General features: G+C 36.5%; 30 protein-coding genes. All 30 read left to right on the top strand.

Annotation, left to right across the window (positions count from 1 at the left end):
• Window positions 1–5 precede the first annotated feature (5 nt).
• The 30 genes from rplC to eno all read left to right on the top strand — a co-directional run bounded on the left by rplC (window position 6) and on the right by eno (window position 16,685).
• Window positions 6–623: a 50S ribosomal protein L3 gene (gene rplC / locus J4050_RS10855; protein WP_208154609.1), complete on the top strand. Its 618-nt coding sequence runs from the start codon at window positions 6–8 to the stop codon at window positions 621–623.
• Window positions 623–1,252 carry a 50S ribosomal protein L4 gene (gene rplD / locus J4050_RS10850; protein WP_208154608.1) on the top strand — a complete coding sequence of 210 codons (630 nt, stop codon included), beginning with the start codon at window positions 623–625 and terminating at the stop codon, window positions 1,250–1,252. The genes rplC and rplD overlap by 1 nt, the downstream gene beginning before the upstream one ends.
• 7 nt (window positions 1,253–1,259) lie before the next feature.
• Entirely contained in the window at window positions 1,260–1,550 is a 291-nt protein-coding gene (gene rplW / locus J4050_RS10845; RefSeq protein ID WP_208154607.1) for a 50S ribosomal protein L23, read from the top strand.
• Between the two features lie 10 nt (window positions 1,551–1,560).
• Window positions 1,561–2,388, top strand: a complete 828-nt coding sequence (gene rplB / locus J4050_RS10840; RefSeq protein WP_208154606.1) for a 50S ribosomal protein L2 — start codon at window positions 1,561–1,563, stop codon at window positions 2,386–2,388.
• A gap of 10 nt (window positions 2,389–2,398) precedes the next feature.
• Window positions 2,399–2,677 (top strand): 30S ribosomal protein S19, encoded by a 279-nt coding sequence (gene rpsS / locus J4050_RS10835; RefSeq protein WP_094969259.1) that lies wholly within the window; start codon window positions 2,399–2,401, stop codon window positions 2,675–2,677.
• A 5-nt stretch (window positions 2,678–2,682) separates the two neighbouring features.
• Window positions 2,683–3,090, top strand: a complete 408-nt coding sequence (gene rplV, locus J4050_RS10830) for a 50S ribosomal protein L22 (RefSeq protein WP_208154605.1) — start codon at window positions 2,683–2,685, stop codon at window positions 3,088–3,090.
• Between the two features lie 9 nt (window positions 3,091–3,099).
• Window positions 3,100–3,813 carry a 30S ribosomal protein S3 gene (gene rpsC / locus J4050_RS10825; RefSeq protein WP_208154604.1) on the top strand — a complete coding sequence of 238 codons (714 nt, stop codon included), beginning with the start codon at window positions 3,100–3,102 and terminating at the stop codon, window positions 3,811–3,813.
• Between the two features lie 20 nt (window positions 3,814–3,833).
• Window positions 3,834–4,253 carry a 50S ribosomal protein L16 gene (gene rplP / locus J4050_RS10820; protein WP_208154603.1) on the top strand — a complete coding sequence of 140 codons (420 nt, stop codon included), beginning with the start codon at window positions 3,834–3,836 and terminating at the stop codon, window positions 4,251–4,253.
• Between the two features lie 11 nt (window positions 4,254–4,264).
• Complete coding sequence (gene rpmC, locus J4050_RS10815) at window positions 4,265–4,456, top strand: 50S ribosomal protein L29 (RefSeq protein WP_208154602.1); 192 nt, start codon at window positions 4,265–4,267, stop codon at window positions 4,454–4,456.
• Window positions 4,457–4,473: 17 nt separating this feature from the next.
• Complete coding sequence (gene rpsQ, locus J4050_RS10810) at window positions 4,474–4,731, top strand: 30S ribosomal protein S17 (protein WP_111685488.1); 258 nt, start codon at window positions 4,474–4,476, stop codon at window positions 4,729–4,731.
• Between the two features lie 2 nt (window positions 4,732–4,733).
• A complete protein-coding gene (gene rplN, locus J4050_RS10805) occupies window positions 4,734–5,102 on the top strand; it encodes a 50S ribosomal protein L14 (protein WP_208154601.1) in 369 nt (122 codons plus the stop codon).
• 12 nt (window positions 5,103–5,114) lie between these two features.
• The gene (rplX, locus tag J4050_RS10800) at window positions 5,115–5,426 is read left to right on the top strand and encodes a 50S ribosomal protein L24 (RefSeq protein WP_208154600.1); all 312 of its coding nucleotides are present in this window, start codon (window positions 5,115–5,117) and stop codon (window positions 5,424–5,426) included.
• A 2-nt stretch (window positions 5,427–5,428) separates the two neighbouring features.
• The gene (gene rplE, locus J4050_RS10795; protein ID WP_208154599.1) at window positions 5,429–5,980 is read left to right on the top strand and encodes a 50S ribosomal protein L5; all 552 of its coding nucleotides are present in this window, start codon (window positions 5,429–5,431) and stop codon (window positions 5,978–5,980) included.
• A 2-nt stretch (window positions 5,981–5,982) separates the two neighbouring features.
• Complete coding sequence (gene rpsN, locus J4050_RS10790; protein ID WP_114300021.1) at window positions 5,983–6,252, top strand: 30S ribosomal protein S14; 270 nt, start codon at window positions 5,983–5,985, stop codon at window positions 6,250–6,252.
• A gap of 108 nt (window positions 6,253–6,360) precedes the next feature.
• Window positions 6,361–6,759, top strand: a complete 399-nt coding sequence (rpsH, locus tag J4050_RS10785) for a 30S ribosomal protein S8 (protein ID WP_208154598.1) — start codon at window positions 6,361–6,363, stop codon at window positions 6,757–6,759.
• Window positions 6,760–6,771: 12 nt separating this feature from the next.
• Window positions 6,772–7,314: a 50S ribosomal protein L6 gene (gene rplF, locus J4050_RS10780; RefSeq protein ID WP_208154597.1), complete on the top strand. Its 543-nt coding sequence runs from the start codon at window positions 6,772–6,774 to the stop codon at window positions 7,312–7,314.
• Window positions 7,315–7,324: 10 nt separating this feature from the next.
• Window positions 7,325–7,681: a 50S ribosomal protein L18 gene (rplR, locus tag J4050_RS10775; protein WP_208154596.1), complete on the top strand. Its 357-nt coding sequence runs from the start codon at window positions 7,325–7,327 to the stop codon at window positions 7,679–7,681.
• 6 nt (window positions 7,682–7,687) lie between these two features.
• Window positions 7,688–8,212 (top strand): 30S ribosomal protein S5, encoded by a 525-nt coding sequence (gene rpsE / locus J4050_RS10770; RefSeq protein WP_208154595.1) that lies wholly within the window; start codon window positions 7,688–7,690, stop codon window positions 8,210–8,212.
• A 16-nt stretch (window positions 8,213–8,228) separates the two neighbouring features.
• Entirely contained in the window at window positions 8,229–8,408 is a 180-nt protein-coding gene (gene rpmD, locus J4050_RS10765; protein WP_208154594.1) for a 50S ribosomal protein L30, read from the top strand.
• An 18-nt stretch (window positions 8,409–8,426) separates the two neighbouring features.
• Window positions 8,427–8,879 carry a 50S ribosomal protein L15 gene (gene rplO, locus J4050_RS10760; protein ID WP_208154593.1) on the top strand — a complete coding sequence of 151 codons (453 nt, stop codon included), beginning with the start codon at window positions 8,427–8,429 and terminating at the stop codon, window positions 8,877–8,879.
• 10 nt (window positions 8,880–8,889) lie between these two features.
• The gene (gene secY / locus J4050_RS10755; protein WP_208154592.1) at window positions 8,890–10,245 is read left to right on the top strand and encodes a preprotein translocase subunit SecY; all 1,356 of its coding nucleotides are present in this window, start codon (window positions 8,890–8,892) and stop codon (window positions 10,243–10,245) included.
• A gap of 12 nt (window positions 10,246–10,257) precedes the next feature.
• On the top strand, window positions 10,258–10,473 hold the full coding sequence (infA, locus tag J4050_RS10750; protein ID WP_007094967.1) for a translation initiation factor IF-1: 216 nt from the start codon (window positions 10,258–10,260) through the stop codon (window positions 10,471–10,473).
• Window positions 10,474–10,499: 26 nt separating this feature from the next.
• Entirely contained in the window at window positions 10,500–10,616 is a 117-nt protein-coding gene (gene ykgO / locus J4050_RS10745; protein ID WP_008269159.1) for a type B 50S ribosomal protein L36, read from the top strand.
• Between the two features lie 99 nt (window positions 10,617–10,715).
• Window positions 10,716–11,090, top strand: coding sequence for a 30S ribosomal protein S13 (rpsM, locus tag J4050_RS10740; RefSeq protein WP_208154591.1), 375 nt, complete (start codon window positions 10,716–10,718; stop codon window positions 11,088–11,090).
• Window positions 11,091–11,196: 106 nt separating this feature from the next.
• Window positions 11,197–11,580 (top strand): 30S ribosomal protein S11, encoded by a 384-nt coding sequence (rpsK, locus tag J4050_RS10735; RefSeq protein WP_208154590.1) that lies wholly within the window; start codon window positions 11,197–11,199, stop codon window positions 11,578–11,580.
• Window positions 11,581–11,744: 164 nt separating this feature from the next.
• A complete protein-coding gene (gene rpsD, locus J4050_RS10730; protein WP_208154589.1) occupies window positions 11,745–12,350 on the top strand; it encodes a 30S ribosomal protein S4 in 606 nt (201 codons plus the stop codon).
• A 94-nt stretch (window positions 12,351–12,444) separates the two neighbouring features.
• Complete coding sequence (locus J4050_RS10725; protein ID WP_208154588.1) at window positions 12,445–13,437, top strand: DNA-directed RNA polymerase subunit alpha; 993 nt, start codon at window positions 12,445–12,447, stop codon at window positions 13,435–13,437.
• Between the two features lie 114 nt (window positions 13,438–13,551).
• Window positions 13,552–14,031 (top strand): 50S ribosomal protein L17, encoded by a 480-nt coding sequence (rplQ, locus tag J4050_RS10720; RefSeq protein WP_208154587.1) that lies wholly within the window; start codon window positions 13,552–13,554, stop codon window positions 14,029–14,031.
• 108 nt (window positions 14,032–14,139) lie between these two features.
• Window positions 14,140–15,243, top strand: a complete 1,104-nt coding sequence (carA, locus tag J4050_RS10715; RefSeq protein ID WP_208154586.1) for a glutamine-hydrolyzing carbamoyl-phosphate synthase small subunit — start codon at window positions 14,140–14,142, stop codon at window positions 15,241–15,243.
• A 152-nt stretch (window positions 15,244–15,395) separates the two neighbouring features.
• A complete protein-coding gene (gene eno, locus J4050_RS10710; protein ID WP_208154585.1) occupies window positions 15,396–16,685 on the top strand; it encodes a phosphopyruvate hydratase in 1,290 nt (429 codons plus the stop codon).
• The last annotated feature ends 136 nt before the right edge of the window (window positions 16,686–16,821 follow it).

The following is a 16,821-nucleotide window of genomic DNA, read 5'->3' as shown; positions in this document are numbered from 1 at the left end:
ATAATATGTCTGGGTTAATTGGAAAAAAAATCGGTATGACCAGCATCTTTGATGAAAATGGAAAGAACATTCCATGTACAGTAATCGAAGCTGGTCCATGTATCGTTACCCAAGTCAGAACTGAAGAAGTGGATGGTTATAATGCACTTCAATTAGGTTTCGATGACGCGACAGAAAAAAGCGCAACTAAGGCGGCTCACGGGCATGCTAAGAAAGCGGGTACTTCTGTAAAACGCAAAGTCGTTGAATTCAAAGGTTTTGGTGAGGAGTACAAGTTAGGTGATGCCATCACTGTAGAGCAATTTATAGAAGGAGAATTTGTGGATATTGCAGGTACTTCAAAAGGTAAAGGGTTTCAAGGTGTGGTAAAACGTCACGGATTCGGTGGTGTAGGTCAAGCAACGCATGGTCAGCACAACCGTTTAAGAGCTCCTGGTTCTATTGGTGCGGCTTCTTATCCTGCGAGAGTTTTCAAGGGTATGAAGATGGCCGGAAGAATGGGAGGCGAAACAGTTAAAGTTCAAAATTTAAGAGTTTACAAAGTAGTTCCAGAAAAGAATTTACTGGTTGTAAAGGGATGTGTCCCTGGTCATAAGAACTCTTATGTAATTATTGAGAAGTAATGAAAGTAGCAGTTTTAGATATAAATGGAAAAGACACTGGTAGAAAAGCTGAGCTTTCTAAAGAAGTGTTTGCGATTGAGCCTAATAATCATGCAGTATATTTAGATGTAAAGCAGTATTTGGCTAACCAGAGACAAGGTACGCACAAAGCAAAAGAGCGTGCTGAGATTACTGGTAGTACACGTAAAATCAAAAAACAAAAAGGAACTGGTACAGCTCGTGCAGGTTCTATTAAGTCTGGTGTATTTAAAGGTGGAGGCCGCATGTTCGGTCCAAGACCGAGAAACTACGGCTTTAAGCTTAACAAAAATGTGAAGCGTTTAGCACGTAAATCAGCACTGAGTATCAAAGCAACTGATAAGTCAATAGTAGTTCTAGAAGACTTTAATTTTGATGCCCCAAAGACTAAAGATTTTGTAGACGTATTGAAAGCCTTAGAGATAGAAAACAAAAAATCTTTGTTTGTATTGGGTGACTCAAATAATAACGTATATTTGTCGTCGCGCAATTTCAGAGGCTCTGATGTTATAACATCATCAGAATTAAGCACTTATAAGATATTGAACGCCAATAAGGTGATTCTTTTAGAAGGTGCATTAGAAGGAATTGAAACGAATTTAAGTAAATAGAACAGCGATGAGTATCTTAATAAAACCTATAATCACTGAAAAGGCAACCATGATGAGTGAGTTGTTAAATGCTTACGCATTTGAAGTGAATACAAAGGCGAACAAGATAGAAATTAAAAAAGCAGTTGAGGCTGCCTATGGTGTTTCTGTTGAAAAGGTTCGTACAATGAATGTCCGTCCAGATAGAAGAACCCGTTTTACAAAAACAGGTATTCAGCATGGTAAAACAAAAGCTATTAAAAAAGCTATTGTACAGCTGGCGGAAGGTGAGACAATAGATTTATATGCTAACATGTAATTAGACACAAATGTCAGTTAGAAAATTAAAACCAATCACATCAGCTCAGCGATTTAGAGTAGTCAATGGATTTGACGCCATTACTACTGATAAGCCGGAAAAAAGCTTGCTTGTTCCGAATAAAAGATCTGGTGGTAGAAACAGTCAAGGAAAAATGACTATGCGCTATATAGGTGGTGGTCATAAGAGAAAGTATCGACTAATAGACTTTAAACGAAACAAAGCTGGAATTCCTGCTGAAGTTAAGTCTATAGAGTACGATCCAAACAGAACAGCGTTTATCGCACTTCTTAATTATCAAGATGGTGAAAAGCGCTATATGATTGCCCAGAACGGTCTTAAAGTAGGCCAAAATGTAGTGTCAGGTAAAACAGGTGTGGCACCAGAAATTGGAAATGCTATGCCTCTAAGCGAAATACCTTTAGGTACAATTATTTCGTGTATAGAATTGCATCCAGGTCAAGGAGCCGTTATGGCTCGAAGTGCTGGTGCATTTGCACAATTAATGGCAAGAGACGGTAAGTTTGCAACCGTGAAGTTGCCATCTGGTGAAACACGTTTGATATTGGCAACTTGTATGGCAACAATCGGTGTTGTATCTAATTCTGATCATCAGTTAATTGTATCTGGTAAAGCAGGTAGAACTAGATGGTTGGGAAGACGTCCACGAACAAGACCAGTTGTAATGAACCCTGTTGATCATCCAATGGGTGGTGGAGAAGGTAAATCATCTGGTGGTCATCCAAGATCTAGAAATGGTATACCTGCAAAAGGTTACAGAACACGTTCTAGGACCAAAGCGAGTAACAAGTATATTGTAGAACGTAGAAAGAAATAATTAAGATAGTATGGCACGTTCATTAAAGAAAGGACCTTATATCCATTATAAGTTAGAGAAAAAAGTTGCTGAGAATGTAGCAGCCAACAAAAAAACAGTTATTAAAACATGGTCTCGAGCATCAATGATATCTCCAGACTTTGTAGGGCAGACTATCGCGGTTCATAACGGTCGTCAGTTTGTTCCTGTTTATGTAACTGAAAACATGGTAGGTCATAAGTTAGGAGAATTTTCACCGACAAGATCTTTTAGAGGTCATGCAGGTGCTAAGAATAAAGGTAAAAAATAAGAATCATGGGAAGTCGCAAAAAACAAATGGCTGAAGCTATTAAGGCTGAGAAAAAGCAGATTGCTTTTGCAAAGCTCAATAACTGTCCTACATCCCCAAGAAAGATGCGCTTAGTTGCGGATTTAATTAGAGGTGAAAAGGCAGAAAAAGCACTAGTGATTCTTAGATATAGCCAAAAAGAAGCAGCTCGTCGCTTAGAAAAATTAGTATTATCGGGTATTGCAAATTGGCAATCCAAAAATGAAGATGCTAATATTGAAGAAGCCGGTTTGTTCATCAAAGAAATCAGAGTGGATGGTGGAACAATGCTCAAGCGTTTACGTCCAGCTCCACAAGGTAGAGCTCATAGAATCAGAAAAAGGTCAAATCACGTAACAGTGGTTATAGACGCAATAAATAAAACACAAAGCTAAGATAGAGATATGGGACAAAAGACAAATCCAATCGGAAATCGTTTAGGTATTATCAGAGGATGGGAGTCCAACTGGTATGGTGGCAATGATTATGGAGATAAGCTTGCTGAAGACGACAAGATTAGAAAGTATGTTCACGCTCGTTTATCTAAAGCTAGTGTGAGTAGAGTAATCATTGAGCGTACTCTTAAACTTGTAACCGTTACTATCACAACGGCAAGACCTGGTATCATAATTGGTAAAGGTGGCCAAGAGGTAGACAAGTTAAAGGAAGAGCTTAAAAAGATTACTGGCAAAGAGGTTCAATTGAACATCTTTGAAATTAAGAGACCTGAGCTGGATGCTCATTTAGTAGCAGCAAGTATTGCTCGTCAGATTGAAAGCCGAATTTCATACAGACGTGCAATTAAAATGGCAATTGCCGCAGCTATGCGCATGAATGCTGAAGGAATCAAAGTTCAGATTAGTGGTCGATTAAATGGTGCTGAAATGGCGCGCTCTGAGCACTACAAAGAAGGCCGTATTCCTTTATCTACATTTAGAGCAGATATTGATTATGCTCTTGTAGAAGCACATACTACTTACGGTAGATTGGGTGTGAAAGTGTGGATTATGAAAGGTGAAGTTTATGGAAAAAGAGAACTTTCTCCATTAGTTGGTCTTTCGAAGCAAAAAGGAAAAGGTGGACGTGGTGGAAACAAAAACCAACGTCGTAGAAAGTAATTTTTTAAAGAAAAGAAAAAATGTTACAGCCTAAAAGAACAAAATTTCGTAAGCAGCAAAAAGGTCGTATGAAGGGTAACTCCGGAAGAGGTCATTTGTTATCAAATGGTACCTTTGGGATTAAGTCATTAGACTCTAAATTTATAACGTCTCGTCAAATAGAAGCAGCGCGTATTGCCGCTACTCGTTACATGAAGAGGGAAGGTTCATTGTGGATTAAAATATTTCCAGACAAACCAATCACTAAAAAGCCTCTTGAAGTACGTATGGGTAAAGGTAAAGGTGCTGTAGAATATTGGGCAGCTGTTGTAAAACCAGGACGTATATTATTTGAAGTGAGTGGTGTGCCATTAGAAGTAGCTCAAGAAGCACTTCGATTAGCAGCACAAAAACTTCCTGTAAAAACTAAGTTTATCATTGCTCGAGATTACGAAGCATAATAGTAAAAATTATGAAGCAATCAGAAATTAAACAGCTTTCAACAGCTGAGTTACAAGAAAGACTTAGTGAGACTAAAAAGAGTTATGCAGACCTAAAAATGGCTCATGCAATTTCTCCTTTAGAAAACCCAATTCAGTTACGTGCAATTAGACGTACTGTAGCTAGATTGGCAACAGAATTAACTAATAGAGAAGGACAATAATTGTATTCTGCTGAAAGATGGAAAAAAGAAATTTAAGAAAAGAACGTATAGGAGTTGTTACTAGTAACAAAATGGAGAAATCAATTGTGGTTTCTGAAGTTAAAAAAGTAAAACATCCTATGTATGGAAAATTCGTGTTAAAGACAAAGAAGTATGTCGCACACGATGAGAAAAACGACTGCAACGAAGGAGATACTGTAAAGATTATGGAAACTAGGCCTTTGAGTAAATCTAAGTGTTGGAGATTAGTAGAAATAATTGAAAGAGCGAAGTAATTATGGTACAACAAGAATCAAGATTAAAAGTAGCTGATAACACTGGTGCTAAGGAGGTATTAACAATCCGAGTACTTGGTGGAACCAAAAAGCGATATGCATCTTTAGGAGACAAAATAGTGGTTTCTGTTAAAGACGCTACTCCAAACGGAAGCATTAAAAAAGGAGCGGTTTCAACCGCTGTTGTTGTGCGCACAGCTAAAGAGGTAAGACGACCGGACGGTTCTTACATCAGATTTGATGATAACGCTTGTGTACTTTTAAACCCACAAGGTGAGATGAGAGGTACTCGTGTGTTTGGTCCTGTTGCAAGAGAGCTTCGCGATAAACAATTTATGAAAATAGTATCATTGGCACCTGAAGTGCTATAATTGATAATTAAAATGACAAAGCTTAAAATAAAATCAGGAGATACCGTACAAGTCATCGCTGGAGATCATAAAGGATCAGAAGGAAAGGTGCTCGTGGTATTAAAGGATAAAAACAAGGCTATCGTTGAAGGCGCAAACATGGTTAAGAAGCATACTAAACCAAGTGCACAAAACCCTCAAGGTGGTATTGTAGAAAAAGAAGCCGCTATTCATATTTCCAATCTGTCTTTAGTGACAGGTAAAGGAGAGCCAACAAGAGTTGGATACAGAATGGAAGGTGATAATAAAGTAAGGTTTTCTAAAAAATCCAATGAAGTAATTTAATTATGGCTTACGTTGCAAGATTAAAAAAAGAGTACAAGGACAAAGTAATTCCTGCTCTTACAGAAGAATTTGGATATGAGAATGTAATGCAGGTGCCAAAACTCCAAAAGATTGTGATATCTAAAGGTGTTGGTGCTGCAGTTGCAGATAAGAAGCTAATTGACCATGCTGTTGATGAACTTACAAAAATATCTGGACAAAGGGCGATAGCCACGATCTCTAAAAAAGATGTTGCATCCTTTAAATTACGTAAAGGAATGCCAATTGGTGCTAAAGTAACTTTACGAGGTGAAAGAATGTATGAATTTTTAGATCGTTTAGTAACCACAGCGTTACCACGTGTTAGAGATTTTAACGGAATAAGAGCTACCGGTTTTGATGGTAGAGGAAATTATAATTTAGGTGTAACCGAGCAAATTATATTCCCTGAGATAGATATCGATAAGATTAATAAAATCTCCGGAATGGATATAACGTTCGTAACCTCAGCTGAAACAGATAAAGAAGCTAAGTCGTTACTATCAGAGTTAGGTTTACCATTTAAAAAGAATTAAATATGGCTAAAGAATCAATGAAAGCCCGCGAGGTGAAGCGTGCAAAAATGGTTGCTAAATATGCAGAAAAGCGCAAAGCTTTGAAAGAAGCAGGTGATTACGAAGCATTACAAAAGCTGCCAAAAAATGCCTCTCCAATTCGCATGCACAATAGATGTAAACTTACCGGAAGACCAAAAGGTTATATGAGACAATTTGGTATTTCACGTGTAATGTTTAGAGAAATGGCTAACAAAGGCTTGATTCCAGGAGTTAAGAAGGCAAGTTGGTAAAATTACGAAGCGAATAAGCTTCTGTACAATTATCAATATAATTATTGTATAATCGGGATTTAGGTTCGTAAGAAAAGTAGCGAAAACCACTTCCTAAAACTAAAAACTATGTACACAGATCCAATAGCGGATTATTTAACGCGAGTTAGAAACGCGGTTAATGCTAACCACAGAGTGGTTGAAATACCAGCTTCTAACCTAAAAAAAGAGATAACTAAAATTTTGTTCGAACAGGGCTATATTTTAAGTTATAAGTTTGACGACTCAACGGCTCAGGGAACAATTAAAATAGCCTTGAAATACAACAAAGACACTAAAGAGTCAGTCATTAAAAAAATTCAAAGAATTAGTAAACCAGGTCTACGTAAGTATGCTGGCTCCAACGAAATGCCTAGAATCCTTAATGGATTGGGTATTGCTATTGTTTCAACCTCTCATGGAGTGATGACAGGTAAACAAGCGCAGAGAGAAAATGTTGGTGGCGAGGTATTATGTTACGTCTACTAAAAACAGGAAATTATGTCAAGAATAGGTAATAACCCAATAACAATTCCTGAAGGCGTAACTGTAGAAGTTAACGATAATGTAATCACGGCTAAAGGAAAGCTTGGTGAGTTAACTCAGGAATACTCAGAAATAGATATTAAAATAGAAGACGGTGTAATCAGTTTAGAACGTCCATCTGACAAAAAAGACCACAGAGCAAAGCATGGTCTTTACAGGGCGCTGATTGCAAATATGATAGAAGGTGTTTCCAAAGGCTGGACCAAAGAGTTAGAATTGGTCGGTGTTGGTTACAGAGCATCTAATCAAGGAAACAAGTTAGATTTAGCTATAGGATTTTCTCACAATATTGTTTTAGATATAGCTCCAGAAGTTAAGGTGGAAACCATTTCTGAAAAAGGTAAAAATCCAATAGTAAAATTAACATCTCATGACAAACAACTTGTAGGTCAGGTAGCAGCGAAGATTCGCGGATTTAGAAAGCCTGAGCCATACAAAGGAAAAGGAATTAAGTTTGTTGGTGAGGAGATAAGAAGAAAAGCAGGTAAATCAGCTTAATAGTTAAGTTATGGCACTAACAAAGAACGAAAGAAGACAACGAATCAAAAACAGAATACGAAAGGTAGTATCTGGTACTGAATCTAGACCTAGATTATCTGTTTTTAGAAGTAATAAAGAAATCTACGCACAAATCGTAGATGATGTAACTGGCAAGACTATAGCTGCAGCTTCATCAAGAGACAAAGAAATCGCTAAAGCAGCAGGTAATAAAACCGAGATTGCATCCTTAGTTGGAAAAGCGATAGGTGAAAAGGCCGTTAAGGCTGGTGTTGATTCCATTTCATTTGATAGAGGTGGATACTTATATCATGGAAGGGTTAAATCATTAGCGGATGGCGCGAGAGAAGCCGGACTAAAATTTTAAGACAATATGTATCAAAAATATAAAAACGCAGAATTAGTAAAGCCAGGCGGACTTGAGTTAAAAGACCGTTTAGTTGGCGTGCAACGTGTAACCAAGGTTACCAAAGGTGGTAGAGCTTTTGGTTTCTCAGCAATTGTAGTGGTTGGAGATGAAGCAGGTGTTGTTGGTCATGGATTAGGAAAATCTAAGGATGTAGCCACAGCGATTGCGAAGGCAGTTGAAGACGCTAAGAAAAATCTTGTAAGAATTCCAATTATAAAGGGTACCTTACCACACGAGCAAAAAGGTAAATACGGTGGTGCAAGAGTTAATATCATTCCTGCAGCTCCTGGTACAGGAGTTATTGCTGGAGGAGCTGTTAGAACCGTATTAGAGGCCGTAGGTGTTCATGATGTTTTGTCAAAATCACAAGGTTCTTCTAATCCTCACAACGTTGTAAAGGCAACATTTGATGCTTTATTACAATTAAGAGATGCTAGAACTGTTGCCAAGGAAAGAGGTATTTCACTAGAAAAAGTTTTTAACGGATAATAATCTATAGGATACGATGGCAAAGATTAAAGTAAAGAAAGTAAAAAGTGCAATTAACCGTACTAAAAATCAGAAGCTTATTTTAAAAGCTTTAGGTTTGAAAAAAATCGGTCAGGTTGTAGAGCATAATGCCACACCAAATATCCTTGGTATGGTTAAAAAAGTAGAACATTTAGTTTCTGTGGAGGAAGCTTAAAAAATATTAGCCTAAAAGATGGATTTAAGTAATTTAAAACCTGCAGAAGGTTCAGTTAAAAGTCAAGGAAAGCGAGTTGGCCGTGGTCAAGGTTCTGGTAAAGGAGGAACTGCGACAAGGGGACATAAAGGCGCAAAATCACGTTCTGGTTATTCTAAGAAATTGGGATTCGAAGGTGGTCAAATGCCCTTACAAAGACGAGTTCCTAAATTTGGATTTAAAAATATTAACCGTGTAGAGTACCAAGGTGTTAATCTTGATACCCTACAAGAGTTAGTAGATGAAAAGAAAATAAAAGGTACAGTAGATTTTGATACTCTCGTTGCCCTTGGAAAAGCTGGAAAGAATGATCTAGTGAAGATTTTGGGTAGAGGCGAATTAAAAGCTAAATTAACTGTAACTGCTCATAAATTTACTGCGACAGCAAAAGCCGCTATAGAGGCTGCTGGTGGTGAAGCCGTAACTTTATAAGATTTCACGGATGAAGATAATTGAAACATTAAAAAACGTTTGGAAAATCACAGAACTTAAGGATAGGATAATTCTAACCTTAGGTTTATTATTAGTGTATCGCTTTGGTGCTCAGGTAGTATTGCCAGGTATCAATATAGATGCTCTAGGTGGTTTACAAGCCGGAACAGATAGTGGAATATTAGGTTTATTGAATGCCTTTACAGGTGGAGCCTTTGCAAATGCGTCCGTATTTGCATTGGGTATTATGCCTTATATATCAGCCTCGATTGTTGTTCAGTTAATGGGAATAGCAATTCCTTATTTGCAGAAACTTCAAAAAGAAGGAGCAAGCGGGCAGAAGAAGATAACGCAAATTACACGTTGGTTAACAATTGGTATTTGTTTGGTTCAAGCACCAGGTTATTTAGCTAGTATACCAGGTTTGTCAGGAGCGCCTTCAATGAGTGCATTATTGGTTCCTGGATTTAGTGATAACATTTTCTACTTTTCTTCTGTTATTATTCTAGTTACAGGTTGTGTTTTTGCCATGTGGTTAGGAGAGAAAATAACTGATAAGGGTATAGGGAATGGTATTTCACTGTTAATTATGGTTGGTATTATTGCGACGTTACCACAATCATTTATGCAAAATGCATTGTCAAGAACCGAAGGTAATGGTGGTTTTATGATGATTCTTATTGAGCTAGTAATTTGGTTCTTAATCATTCTAGCATCAGTTTTCTTAGTAATGGCTGTGCGTAAAATCGCTGTTCAGTATGCTAGAAGAACTGCATCTGGTGGTTATGAGAAAAACGTATTTGGATCACGCCAATTTTTACCCTTGAAATTAAACGCATCGGGAGTAATGCCAATTATATTTGCCCAAGCCATCATGTTTGTTCCAAGTTTAGTTGGTCGTTCATTGTCTGAGGGTTCAGAAATTGGTCAGTGGTTACAAGCTCAGTTCAACGATATTTTTGGTTTGTGGTATAATGTGGTGTTTGGATTATTGATAATCATATTCACGTATTTCTACACAGCTATTACGGTACCAACCAATAAAATGGCGGATGATTTAAAACGAAGCGGTGGTTTTATTCCTGGAATTAGACCAGGAACAGAAACGGCTGAATACTTGGATAAGATAATGTCACAAATTACCCTTCCAGGTTCTATCTTCTTGGCATTGATAGCAGTATTTCCGGCTTTTATAGTTAATCTAATGAAAGTGCAGCAAGGTTGGGCCTTGTTCTTCGGAGGTACATCTTTATTAATTATGGTAGGTGTAGCTATAGATACAATGCAACAAATCAATTCGTATTTGTTAAATAAGCATTATGATGGTTTAATGAAAACTGGTAAAAATAGAAAAGCAGTCGCATAATTAAACGATAGTATGGCAAAACAAGCAGCAATAGAGCAAGACGGAACAATCATAGAAGCATTATCTAATGCAATGTTTCGTGTAGAATTAGAAAATGGTCACATTGTGACGGCACATATTTCTGGTAAAATGCGTATGCATTACATTAAATTATTGCCAGGAGATAAGGTAAAATTAGAGATGAGTCCTTACGATTTAACTAAGGCTCGCATAACATACAGATACTAATACGGTATCCTTAAAAACAAAAACAGATGAAAGTAAGAGCATCAGTTAAAAAACGAAGTGCTGATTGTAAATTAGTACGAAGAAAAGGAAGGCTTTACGTAATAAACAAAAAGAATCCACGATTTAAACAAAGACAAGGATAAAAGAAAAGTCATTAGTAATTAGTAGTTAGATGAATCTGTTCGAAATCGAAAGGTTTAGGATTCTAACAACTAAAAGCTAACAGCTAAAAACTAAATTATATGGCAAGAATTGCAGGTGTAGACATACCAAAACAAAAAAGAGGTGTTATCGCTTTAACTTATATCTACGGCATCGGTAAAAGTAGAGCAAAAGAAATTTTAGCAACTGCTAAAGTTGAAGAGAGCATAAAAGTACAAGATTGGTCAGACGACCAAATCGGAGCTATTCGTGAGGCCGTAGGGTCTTTCAAGATTGAGGGAGAATTACGTTCTGAGACTCAGATAAACATTAAGCGTTTAATGGATATCGGTTGTTATAGAGGAATCCGTCACAGAGCTGGACTTCCGCTAAGAGGGCAAAGAACTAAAAATAACTCTAGAACTAGAAAAGGTAGAAGAAAAACAGTTGCTAACAAAAAGAAAGTAACTAAATAATAATTAAGACAGTAGTCATTAGTAATTAGAAGTTAGATGAATCTGTTCGAAATCGAAAGGTTTAGGATTCTAACAACTAAAAGCTAACAACTAGAAACTAAAACATATGGCAAAGTCAAGTACAAAAAAACGTAAAGTAATAGTAGATGCTATTGGAGAGGCTCATATCACAGCATCTTTCAATAATATCATTGTTTCTTTAACAAATAAAAAAGGAGATGTTATTTCTTGGTCTTCAGCAGGTAAAATGGGCTTCAGAGGCTCAAAGAAAAATACACCTTACGCAGCACAGCTTGCAGCTGAAGATGCCGCTGGTGTAGCTAAGGAAGCCGGGCTTAAAAAAGTAAAGGTTTACGTTAAGGGTCCAGGTAATGGAAGAGAATCTGCAATAAGATCAATCCATAATTCTGGTATCGAGGTGTCAGAAATCATCGATGTAACACCACTACCACATAATGGGTGCCGCCCTCCTAAAAGAAGGAGAGTATAATACACTTTTTGCGTATTAAAATATCTGTCTAAATAAAAGACCGAAACAAATTTAATGCGTAAATTTGCAAACTTTAATCAAACAAGTATCAACGGAAGATTAAATCATTTTAGAAGGATAAGATTTAGACCTTAATTCTAGAATGCTTCCAAAACAATTCAAAAATGGCAAGATATACTGGTCCAAAAACTAAAATCGCTCGTAAATTCGGGCAACCAATCTTCGGAGATGATAAAGCCTTCGAAAAAAGAAATTACCCTCCAGGACAGCACGGTAATAACCGTAGAAGAGGAAAAAAATCTGAATATGCCATCCAGTTAATGGAGAAGCAAAAAGCAAAATATACTTATGGTATATTAGAAAAGCAATTCAGAAACATGTTTAAGAAAGCAACGGCTGCTCAAGGTATCACAGGAGAGGTACTATTGCAACAATGTGAGTCTCGTTTAGATAACGTAGTTTACAGAATGGGTGTAGCGCCATCAAGAAGCGCCGCTAGACAATTAGTTTCTCACAGACACATTACAGTTAATGGTCAAAAAGTAAATATTCCTTCTTATCAACTAAAAGCTGGCGACGTAGTTGGTGTTAGAGAAAAATCTAAATCACTCGAAGCTATTCAGAACTCTTTGACTAATTCTAGTCAAGTTTACGAATGGATAACTTGGAATAATGATACCATGGAAGGAACATATGTTTCTGTCCCTGCGAGAATTCAAATTCCAGAACAAATCAACGAGCAATTTATCGTTGAACTTTACTCTAAATAATAAATTAATCATATTGGTATTTAGCCAAAGGGTTTATTGGTGCTCTTCAAACCTTTAAACCGCGCAACTAAATAACAATTAAAACGAAGAAAATATGGCAATATTAAATTTTCAGAAGCCCGACAAAGTAATCATGATTGATTCTACTGATTTTGAAGGTAAGTTTGAATTCAGACCTTTAGAACCAGGATACGGCTTAACCGTAGGTAACGCTTTACGTCGTGTATTATTGTCTTCTTTAGAAGGCTTTGCTATCACATCTGTTAGAATAGAAGGAGTAGACCACGAGTTTTCTACAATCCCAGGTGTTGTTGAGGATGTTACTGAAATGATACTGAACTTAAAGCAAGTTAACTTTAAGCGTCAAATAGATGAAATTGATAACGAAACAGTGACAATTTCAATATCAGGTCAAGAGCAAATTACAGCTGGTGATTTTCAAAAATTCATCTCTGGATTTCAGGTTTTAAATACAGATTTGGTTATTTGTAATTTGGATCCAAAGGTTAATATCAATATGGAATTAACCATTGAGAAAGGAAGAGGCTATGTACCAGCAGAAGAAAACAAGAAATCTTCAGCTCCGATAGGAACTATTTTTACAGACTCTATTTATACACCTATAAAAAATGTAAAATATAGTATTGAGAACTTCCGTGTAGAGCAGAAAACGGATTATGAAAAACTCGTTTTCGAAATCATAACCGACGGTTCAATTCACCCTAAAGATGCATTAACGGAAGCGGCTAAGATTTTAATACACCACTTTATGTTATTCTCAGATGAGCGAATTACTCTAGAGGCTGACGAAATAGCGCAGACTGAGACTTACGACGAGGAGTCACTTCATATGAGACAGTTGCTTAAGACGAAATTAGTGGATATGGACTTATCTGTGAGAGCACTAAATTGTTTAAAGGCGGCAGAAGTAGATACTTTAGGAGACTTAGTGTCTTTTAACAAGAATGATTTAATGAAATTCAGAAACTTTGGTAAAAAATCTTTAACTGAGCTAGAAGAACTAGTAAATGTAAAAGGTCTTAATTTCGGAATGGATTTAAGCAAATATAAATTAGATAAAGACTAATTACTAGCTACTACTGCAGATGCAGAAAACACCTTGAAATTAGTATAACTATTAATAAATCATATTTTGCTCCTCAAAAAAAGAGTTTGGTAGCAAGATGATAAAACAAAAGTCATGAGACACGGAAAAAAATTCAACCATTTAGGAAGAAAAACAGCCCACAGAAAATCAATGTTGGCAAATATGGCATGTTCATTAATTGAGCACAAACGTATTAACACAACAACAGCAAAGGCAAAAGCTCTTAAGCAGTTTGTTGAGCCATTGATAACAAAGTCTAAAACAGATACAACTCACAATAGAAGAATTGTGATGTCTAGATTAAGACAAAAGGAAGCTGTAGCTGAATTATTTAGAGATGTTGCTGCTAAAGTTGGCGATAGACCAGGTGGTTATACTCGTATCATAAAGCTAGGAAACAGACTAGGTGATAATGCTGATATGGCAATGATTGAACTTGTTGATTATAACGAATTGTACAATGCTGGTAAACCTGCAAAGAAAACTACAAGACGTAGTAGAAGAGGTGGTAAGAAGGCTGCAACAGCAGTTCCGCCAGCAGTAGAAACTAAAGCTTCAAATGAAGAAGAATAATGTTAATAAGCATTTATAAATATAAAGGATAAACGTTTTTCGTTTATCCTTTTTTTTTGAATTTTGTAAACTCAAAACCTTGCTTTTAGGTTCTTCAAAATAGAAAGAATGAAATATAAACAACGTAAAAAAGCCCTTATTCTATTAGCAGACGGAACAATTTTCTATGGTAAATCCATAGGAAAAGAGGGCACTGCTTTTGGTGAAGTTTGCTTCAATACTGGAACCACTGGATATCAAGAAATATTTACCGATCCTTCCTATTTTGGACAGCTTATGGTTACAACCAATGCACATATTGGTAATTACGGTACCAAAGAAGATGAGGTTGAATCCGATACAATTAAGATAGCTGGACTAATTTGTAAAAATTTCAGCTTTGAATATTCTAGGCCATCAGCAGATATGTCCTTAGAAGATTTTTTCGAAAAGCATGATACGCTAGCTATAGCAGATGTTGATACAAGGGCGTTGGTGAGTTATATTAGAGAAAAAGGGGCAATGAACGCTGTAATTTCAACAGAGGTCGAGCGCTTGGAGGAATTGAAAGCAGAATTAGCTGAGGTACCATCAATGGAAGGTCTCGAGTTAGCATCCAAAGTATCTACAAAAGAACCTTATTTTGTGGGTGATGAAAATGCCAAATATCGCATAGCAGCCTTAGATATTGGAATAAAGAAAAACATTCTAAGAAATTTAGCAAAGCGTGATGCCTATATAAAAGTATTTCCTTATAATTCTAAGTTCTCCGAATTAGAGGCTTTTAATCCAGATGGTTATTTTTTATCAAACGGACCAGGTGATCCAGAACCCTTAGCTGAGGCACAAGAGGTTGCAAAAGAAATTATAAAACGAAATAAACCACTATTCGGAATATGCTTGGGTCATCAAGTTATTGCTCTTGCAAATGGAATCTCTACTTATAAAATGCACAATGGACATCGAGGAATAAATCATCCTGTAAAGAATCTAATAACAGGAAAAGGTGAAATAACCTCTCAAAACCATGGTTTTGCAATTAATAGAAAAGAAACAGAAACACATCCAGATGTGGAAATAACGCATTTACATCTCAATGATGATACGGTAGCTGGTATTCGATTAAAAAACAAGAATTGTTTCTCTGTTCAATACCATCCAGAAGCGAGCCCAGGGCCAAATGATTCGGTATATCTATTTGATGAATTTATTGAAAATCTATCAAAAAATTAATAAAGAAAACGCAATGATTAGAATATAACATTGCGTTTTTTTAGTTACGAAAACATTGTAGTAAATATTAATCGTAATTATGATTTTTGTTCTGTTTTACCTTACAGTTTTTCGTAAATTTGAAATCATTCAACCATAAAAATCACTATAACATGAGTATAATAGTTAATGTACACGCAAGGCAAATATTAGATTCTAGAGGAAATCCAACAGTAGAAGTAGATGTTGTTACAGAAAACGGCGTAATGGGTAGAGCTGCGGTTCCTTCCGGTGCATCAACGGGAGAGCACGAAGCTGTGGAGCTTAGAGATGGTGGAGATACTTATATGGGAAAAGGCGTTTTAAAGGCTGTTGAAAATGTAAACTCTGTAATCGCTCAAGAACTTCTCGGAATATCTGTTTTTGAACAAAATATGATTGATCAATTAATGATTGAAATTGATGGTACATCAAATAAATCTAAACTGGGAGCAAATGCAATACTTGGAGTTTCTCTGGCTGTTGCAAAAGCAGCAGCTAATGAGCTAGGAATGCCATTATACAGATATGTAGGAGGTGTTTCTGCAAATACGCTGCCATTACCTATGATGAATATTATAAACGGAGGCTCGCATAGTGATGCGCCTATTGCATTTCAAGAGTTTATGGTTATGCCAGTAAAGGCAGAGAATTTTACGCATGCCATGCAAATGGGAACTGAAATCTTTCATAATCTTAAAAAGGTATTGCATGATAGAGGCTTGAGCACAGCGGTGGGTGATGAAGGTGGATTTGCTCCAACTTTAGATGGTACAGAAGATGCTTTAGATACCATAGCAAAGGCCGTTGAAAAGGCGGGATATAGATTTGGTGATGAAGTTATGATTGCTTTAGATTGTGCAGCTGCAGAATTCTATAAAGATGGTAAATATGATTACACGCTATTTGAAGGGGACAAAGGAGTTGTTAGAACAAGTGCCGAGCAAGCAGCATATTTAGCAGAATTAGCAGCCAAATACCCAATTATATCTATAGAGGACGGTATGGATGAAAATGATTGGGACGGTTGGAAAGATTTAACTGACCGTATTGGAGATAAAGTACAGCTCGTAGGAGATGATTTATTTGTAACCAATGTAGAACGATTATCTCGTGGTATTGAGAATGGAATTGCTAATTCAATTTTAATTAAGGTTAACCAGATAGGATCATTGACAGAGACTATTTCTGCAGTTAATATGGCCAAGAATGCTGGTTATACCTGTGTAATGTCGCACAGATCTGGAGAGACTGAAGATAATACTATTGCAGATTTAGCCGTTGCTTTAAATACTGGACAGATTAAAACAGGTTCAGCTTCTAGAAGCGATCGTATGGCAAAGTATAATCAGTTATTGAGAATAGAAGAAGAACTTGGAGACATAGCTTATTTTCCTCAAGAAAATGCCTTTAAAGTAAAGTAATAATACAAATATCTTGATGATTTAAAACCCTTCACTTGTGAAGGGTTTTTTTATGCCTTGAACTATGTTAAATCCATTTTAATTCTAGTTCCGAAATCGTTTGATATTTCTTAAATTTGTAATCCTTCTAATAAAA

The organism is Winogradskyella pelagia, assembly GCF_017581965.1.
Taxonomy (GTDB): domain Bacteria; phylum Bacteroidota; class Bacteroidia; order Flavobacteriales; family Flavobacteriaceae; genus Winogradskyella; species Winogradskyella pelagia.
This window is presented reverse-complemented; position numbering and strand designations above follow the sequence as displayed.

Excerpts from the sequence above, each read along its gene's own strand:
- rplC (WP_208154609.1), top strand. The coding sequence starts at position 6 with ATGTCTGGGTTAATTGGAAAAAAAATCGGTATGACCAGCATCTTTGAT.
- rplD (WP_208154608.1), top strand. The coding sequence starts at position 623 with ATGAAAGTAGCAGTTTTAGATATAAATGGAAAAGACACTGGTAGAAAA.
- rplW (WP_208154607.1), top strand. The coding sequence starts at position 1,260 with ATGAGTATCTTAATAAAACCTATAATCACTGAAAAGGCAACCATGATG.
- rplB (WP_208154606.1), top strand. The coding sequence starts at position 1,561 with ATGTCAGTTAGAAAATTAAAACCAATCACATCAGCTCAGCGATTTAGA.
- rpsS (WP_094969259.1), top strand. The coding sequence starts at position 2,399 with ATGGCACGTTCATTAAAGAAAGGACCTTATATCCATTATAAGTTAGAG.
- rplV (WP_208154605.1), top strand. The coding sequence starts at position 2,683 with ATGGGAAGTCGCAAAAAACAAATGGCTGAAGCTATTAAGGCTGAGAAA.
- rpsC (WP_208154604.1), top strand. The coding sequence starts at position 3,100 with ATGGGACAAAAGACAAATCCAATCGGAAATCGTTTAGGTATTATCAGA.
- rplP (WP_208154603.1), top strand. The coding sequence starts at position 3,834 with ATGTTACAGCCTAAAAGAACAAAATTTCGTAAGCAGCAAAAAGGTCGT.
- rpmC (WP_208154602.1), top strand. The coding sequence starts at position 4,265 with ATGAAGCAATCAGAAATTAAACAGCTTTCAACAGCTGAGTTACAAGAA.
- rpsQ (WP_111685488.1), top strand. The coding sequence starts at position 4,474 with ATGGAAAAAAGAAATTTAAGAAAAGAACGTATAGGAGTTGTTACTAGT.
- rplN (WP_208154601.1), top strand. The coding sequence starts at position 4,734 with ATGGTACAACAAGAATCAAGATTAAAAGTAGCTGATAACACTGGTGCT.
- rplX (WP_208154600.1), top strand. The coding sequence starts at position 5,115 with ATGACAAAGCTTAAAATAAAATCAGGAGATACCGTACAAGTCATCGCT.
- rplE (WP_208154599.1), top strand. The coding sequence starts at position 5,429 with ATGGCTTACGTTGCAAGATTAAAAAAAGAGTACAAGGACAAAGTAATT.
- rpsN (WP_114300021.1), top strand. The coding sequence starts at position 5,983 with ATGGCTAAAGAATCAATGAAAGCCCGCGAGGTGAAGCGTGCAAAAATG.
- rpsH (WP_208154598.1), top strand. The coding sequence starts at position 6,361 with ATGTACACAGATCCAATAGCGGATTATTTAACGCGAGTTAGAAACGCG.
- rplF (WP_208154597.1), top strand. The coding sequence starts at position 6,772 with ATGTCAAGAATAGGTAATAACCCAATAACAATTCCTGAAGGCGTAACT.
- rplR (WP_208154596.1), top strand. The coding sequence starts at position 7,325 with ATGGCACTAACAAAGAACGAAAGAAGACAACGAATCAAAAACAGAATA.
- rpsE (WP_208154595.1), top strand. The coding sequence starts at position 7,688 with ATGTATCAAAAATATAAAAACGCAGAATTAGTAAAGCCAGGCGGACTT.
- rpmD (WP_208154594.1), top strand. The coding sequence starts at position 8,229 with ATGGCAAAGATTAAAGTAAAGAAAGTAAAAAGTGCAATTAACCGTACT.
- rplO (WP_208154593.1), top strand. The coding sequence starts at position 8,427 with ATGGATTTAAGTAATTTAAAACCTGCAGAAGGTTCAGTTAAAAGTCAA.
- secY (WP_208154592.1), top strand. The coding sequence starts at position 8,890 with ATGAAGATAATTGAAACATTAAAAAACGTTTGGAAAATCACAGAACTT.
- infA (WP_007094967.1), top strand. The coding sequence starts at position 10,258 with ATGGCAAAACAAGCAGCAATAGAGCAAGACGGAACAATCATAGAAGCA.
- ykgO (WP_008269159.1), top strand. The coding sequence starts at position 10,500 with ATGAAAGTAAGAGCATCAGTTAAAAAACGAAGTGCTGATTGTAAATTA.
- rpsM (WP_208154591.1), top strand. The coding sequence starts at position 10,716 with ATGGCAAGAATTGCAGGTGTAGACATACCAAAACAAAAAAGAGGTGTT.
- rpsK (WP_208154590.1), top strand. The coding sequence starts at position 11,197 with ATGGCAAAGTCAAGTACAAAAAAACGTAAAGTAATAGTAGATGCTATT.
- rpsD (WP_208154589.1), top strand. The coding sequence starts at position 11,745 with ATGGCAAGATATACTGGTCCAAAAACTAAAATCGCTCGTAAATTCGGG.
- J4050_RS10725 (WP_208154588.1), top strand. The coding sequence starts at position 12,445 with ATGGCAATATTAAATTTTCAGAAGCCCGACAAAGTAATCATGATTGAT.
- rplQ (WP_208154587.1), top strand. The coding sequence starts at position 13,552 with ATGAGACACGGAAAAAAATTCAACCATTTAGGAAGAAAAACAGCCCAC.
- carA (WP_208154586.1), top strand. The coding sequence starts at position 14,140 with ATGAAATATAAACAACGTAAAAAAGCCCTTATTCTATTAGCAGACGGA.
- eno (WP_208154585.1), top strand. The coding sequence starts at position 15,396 with ATGAGTATAATAGTTAATGTACACGCAAGGCAAATATTAGATTCTAGA.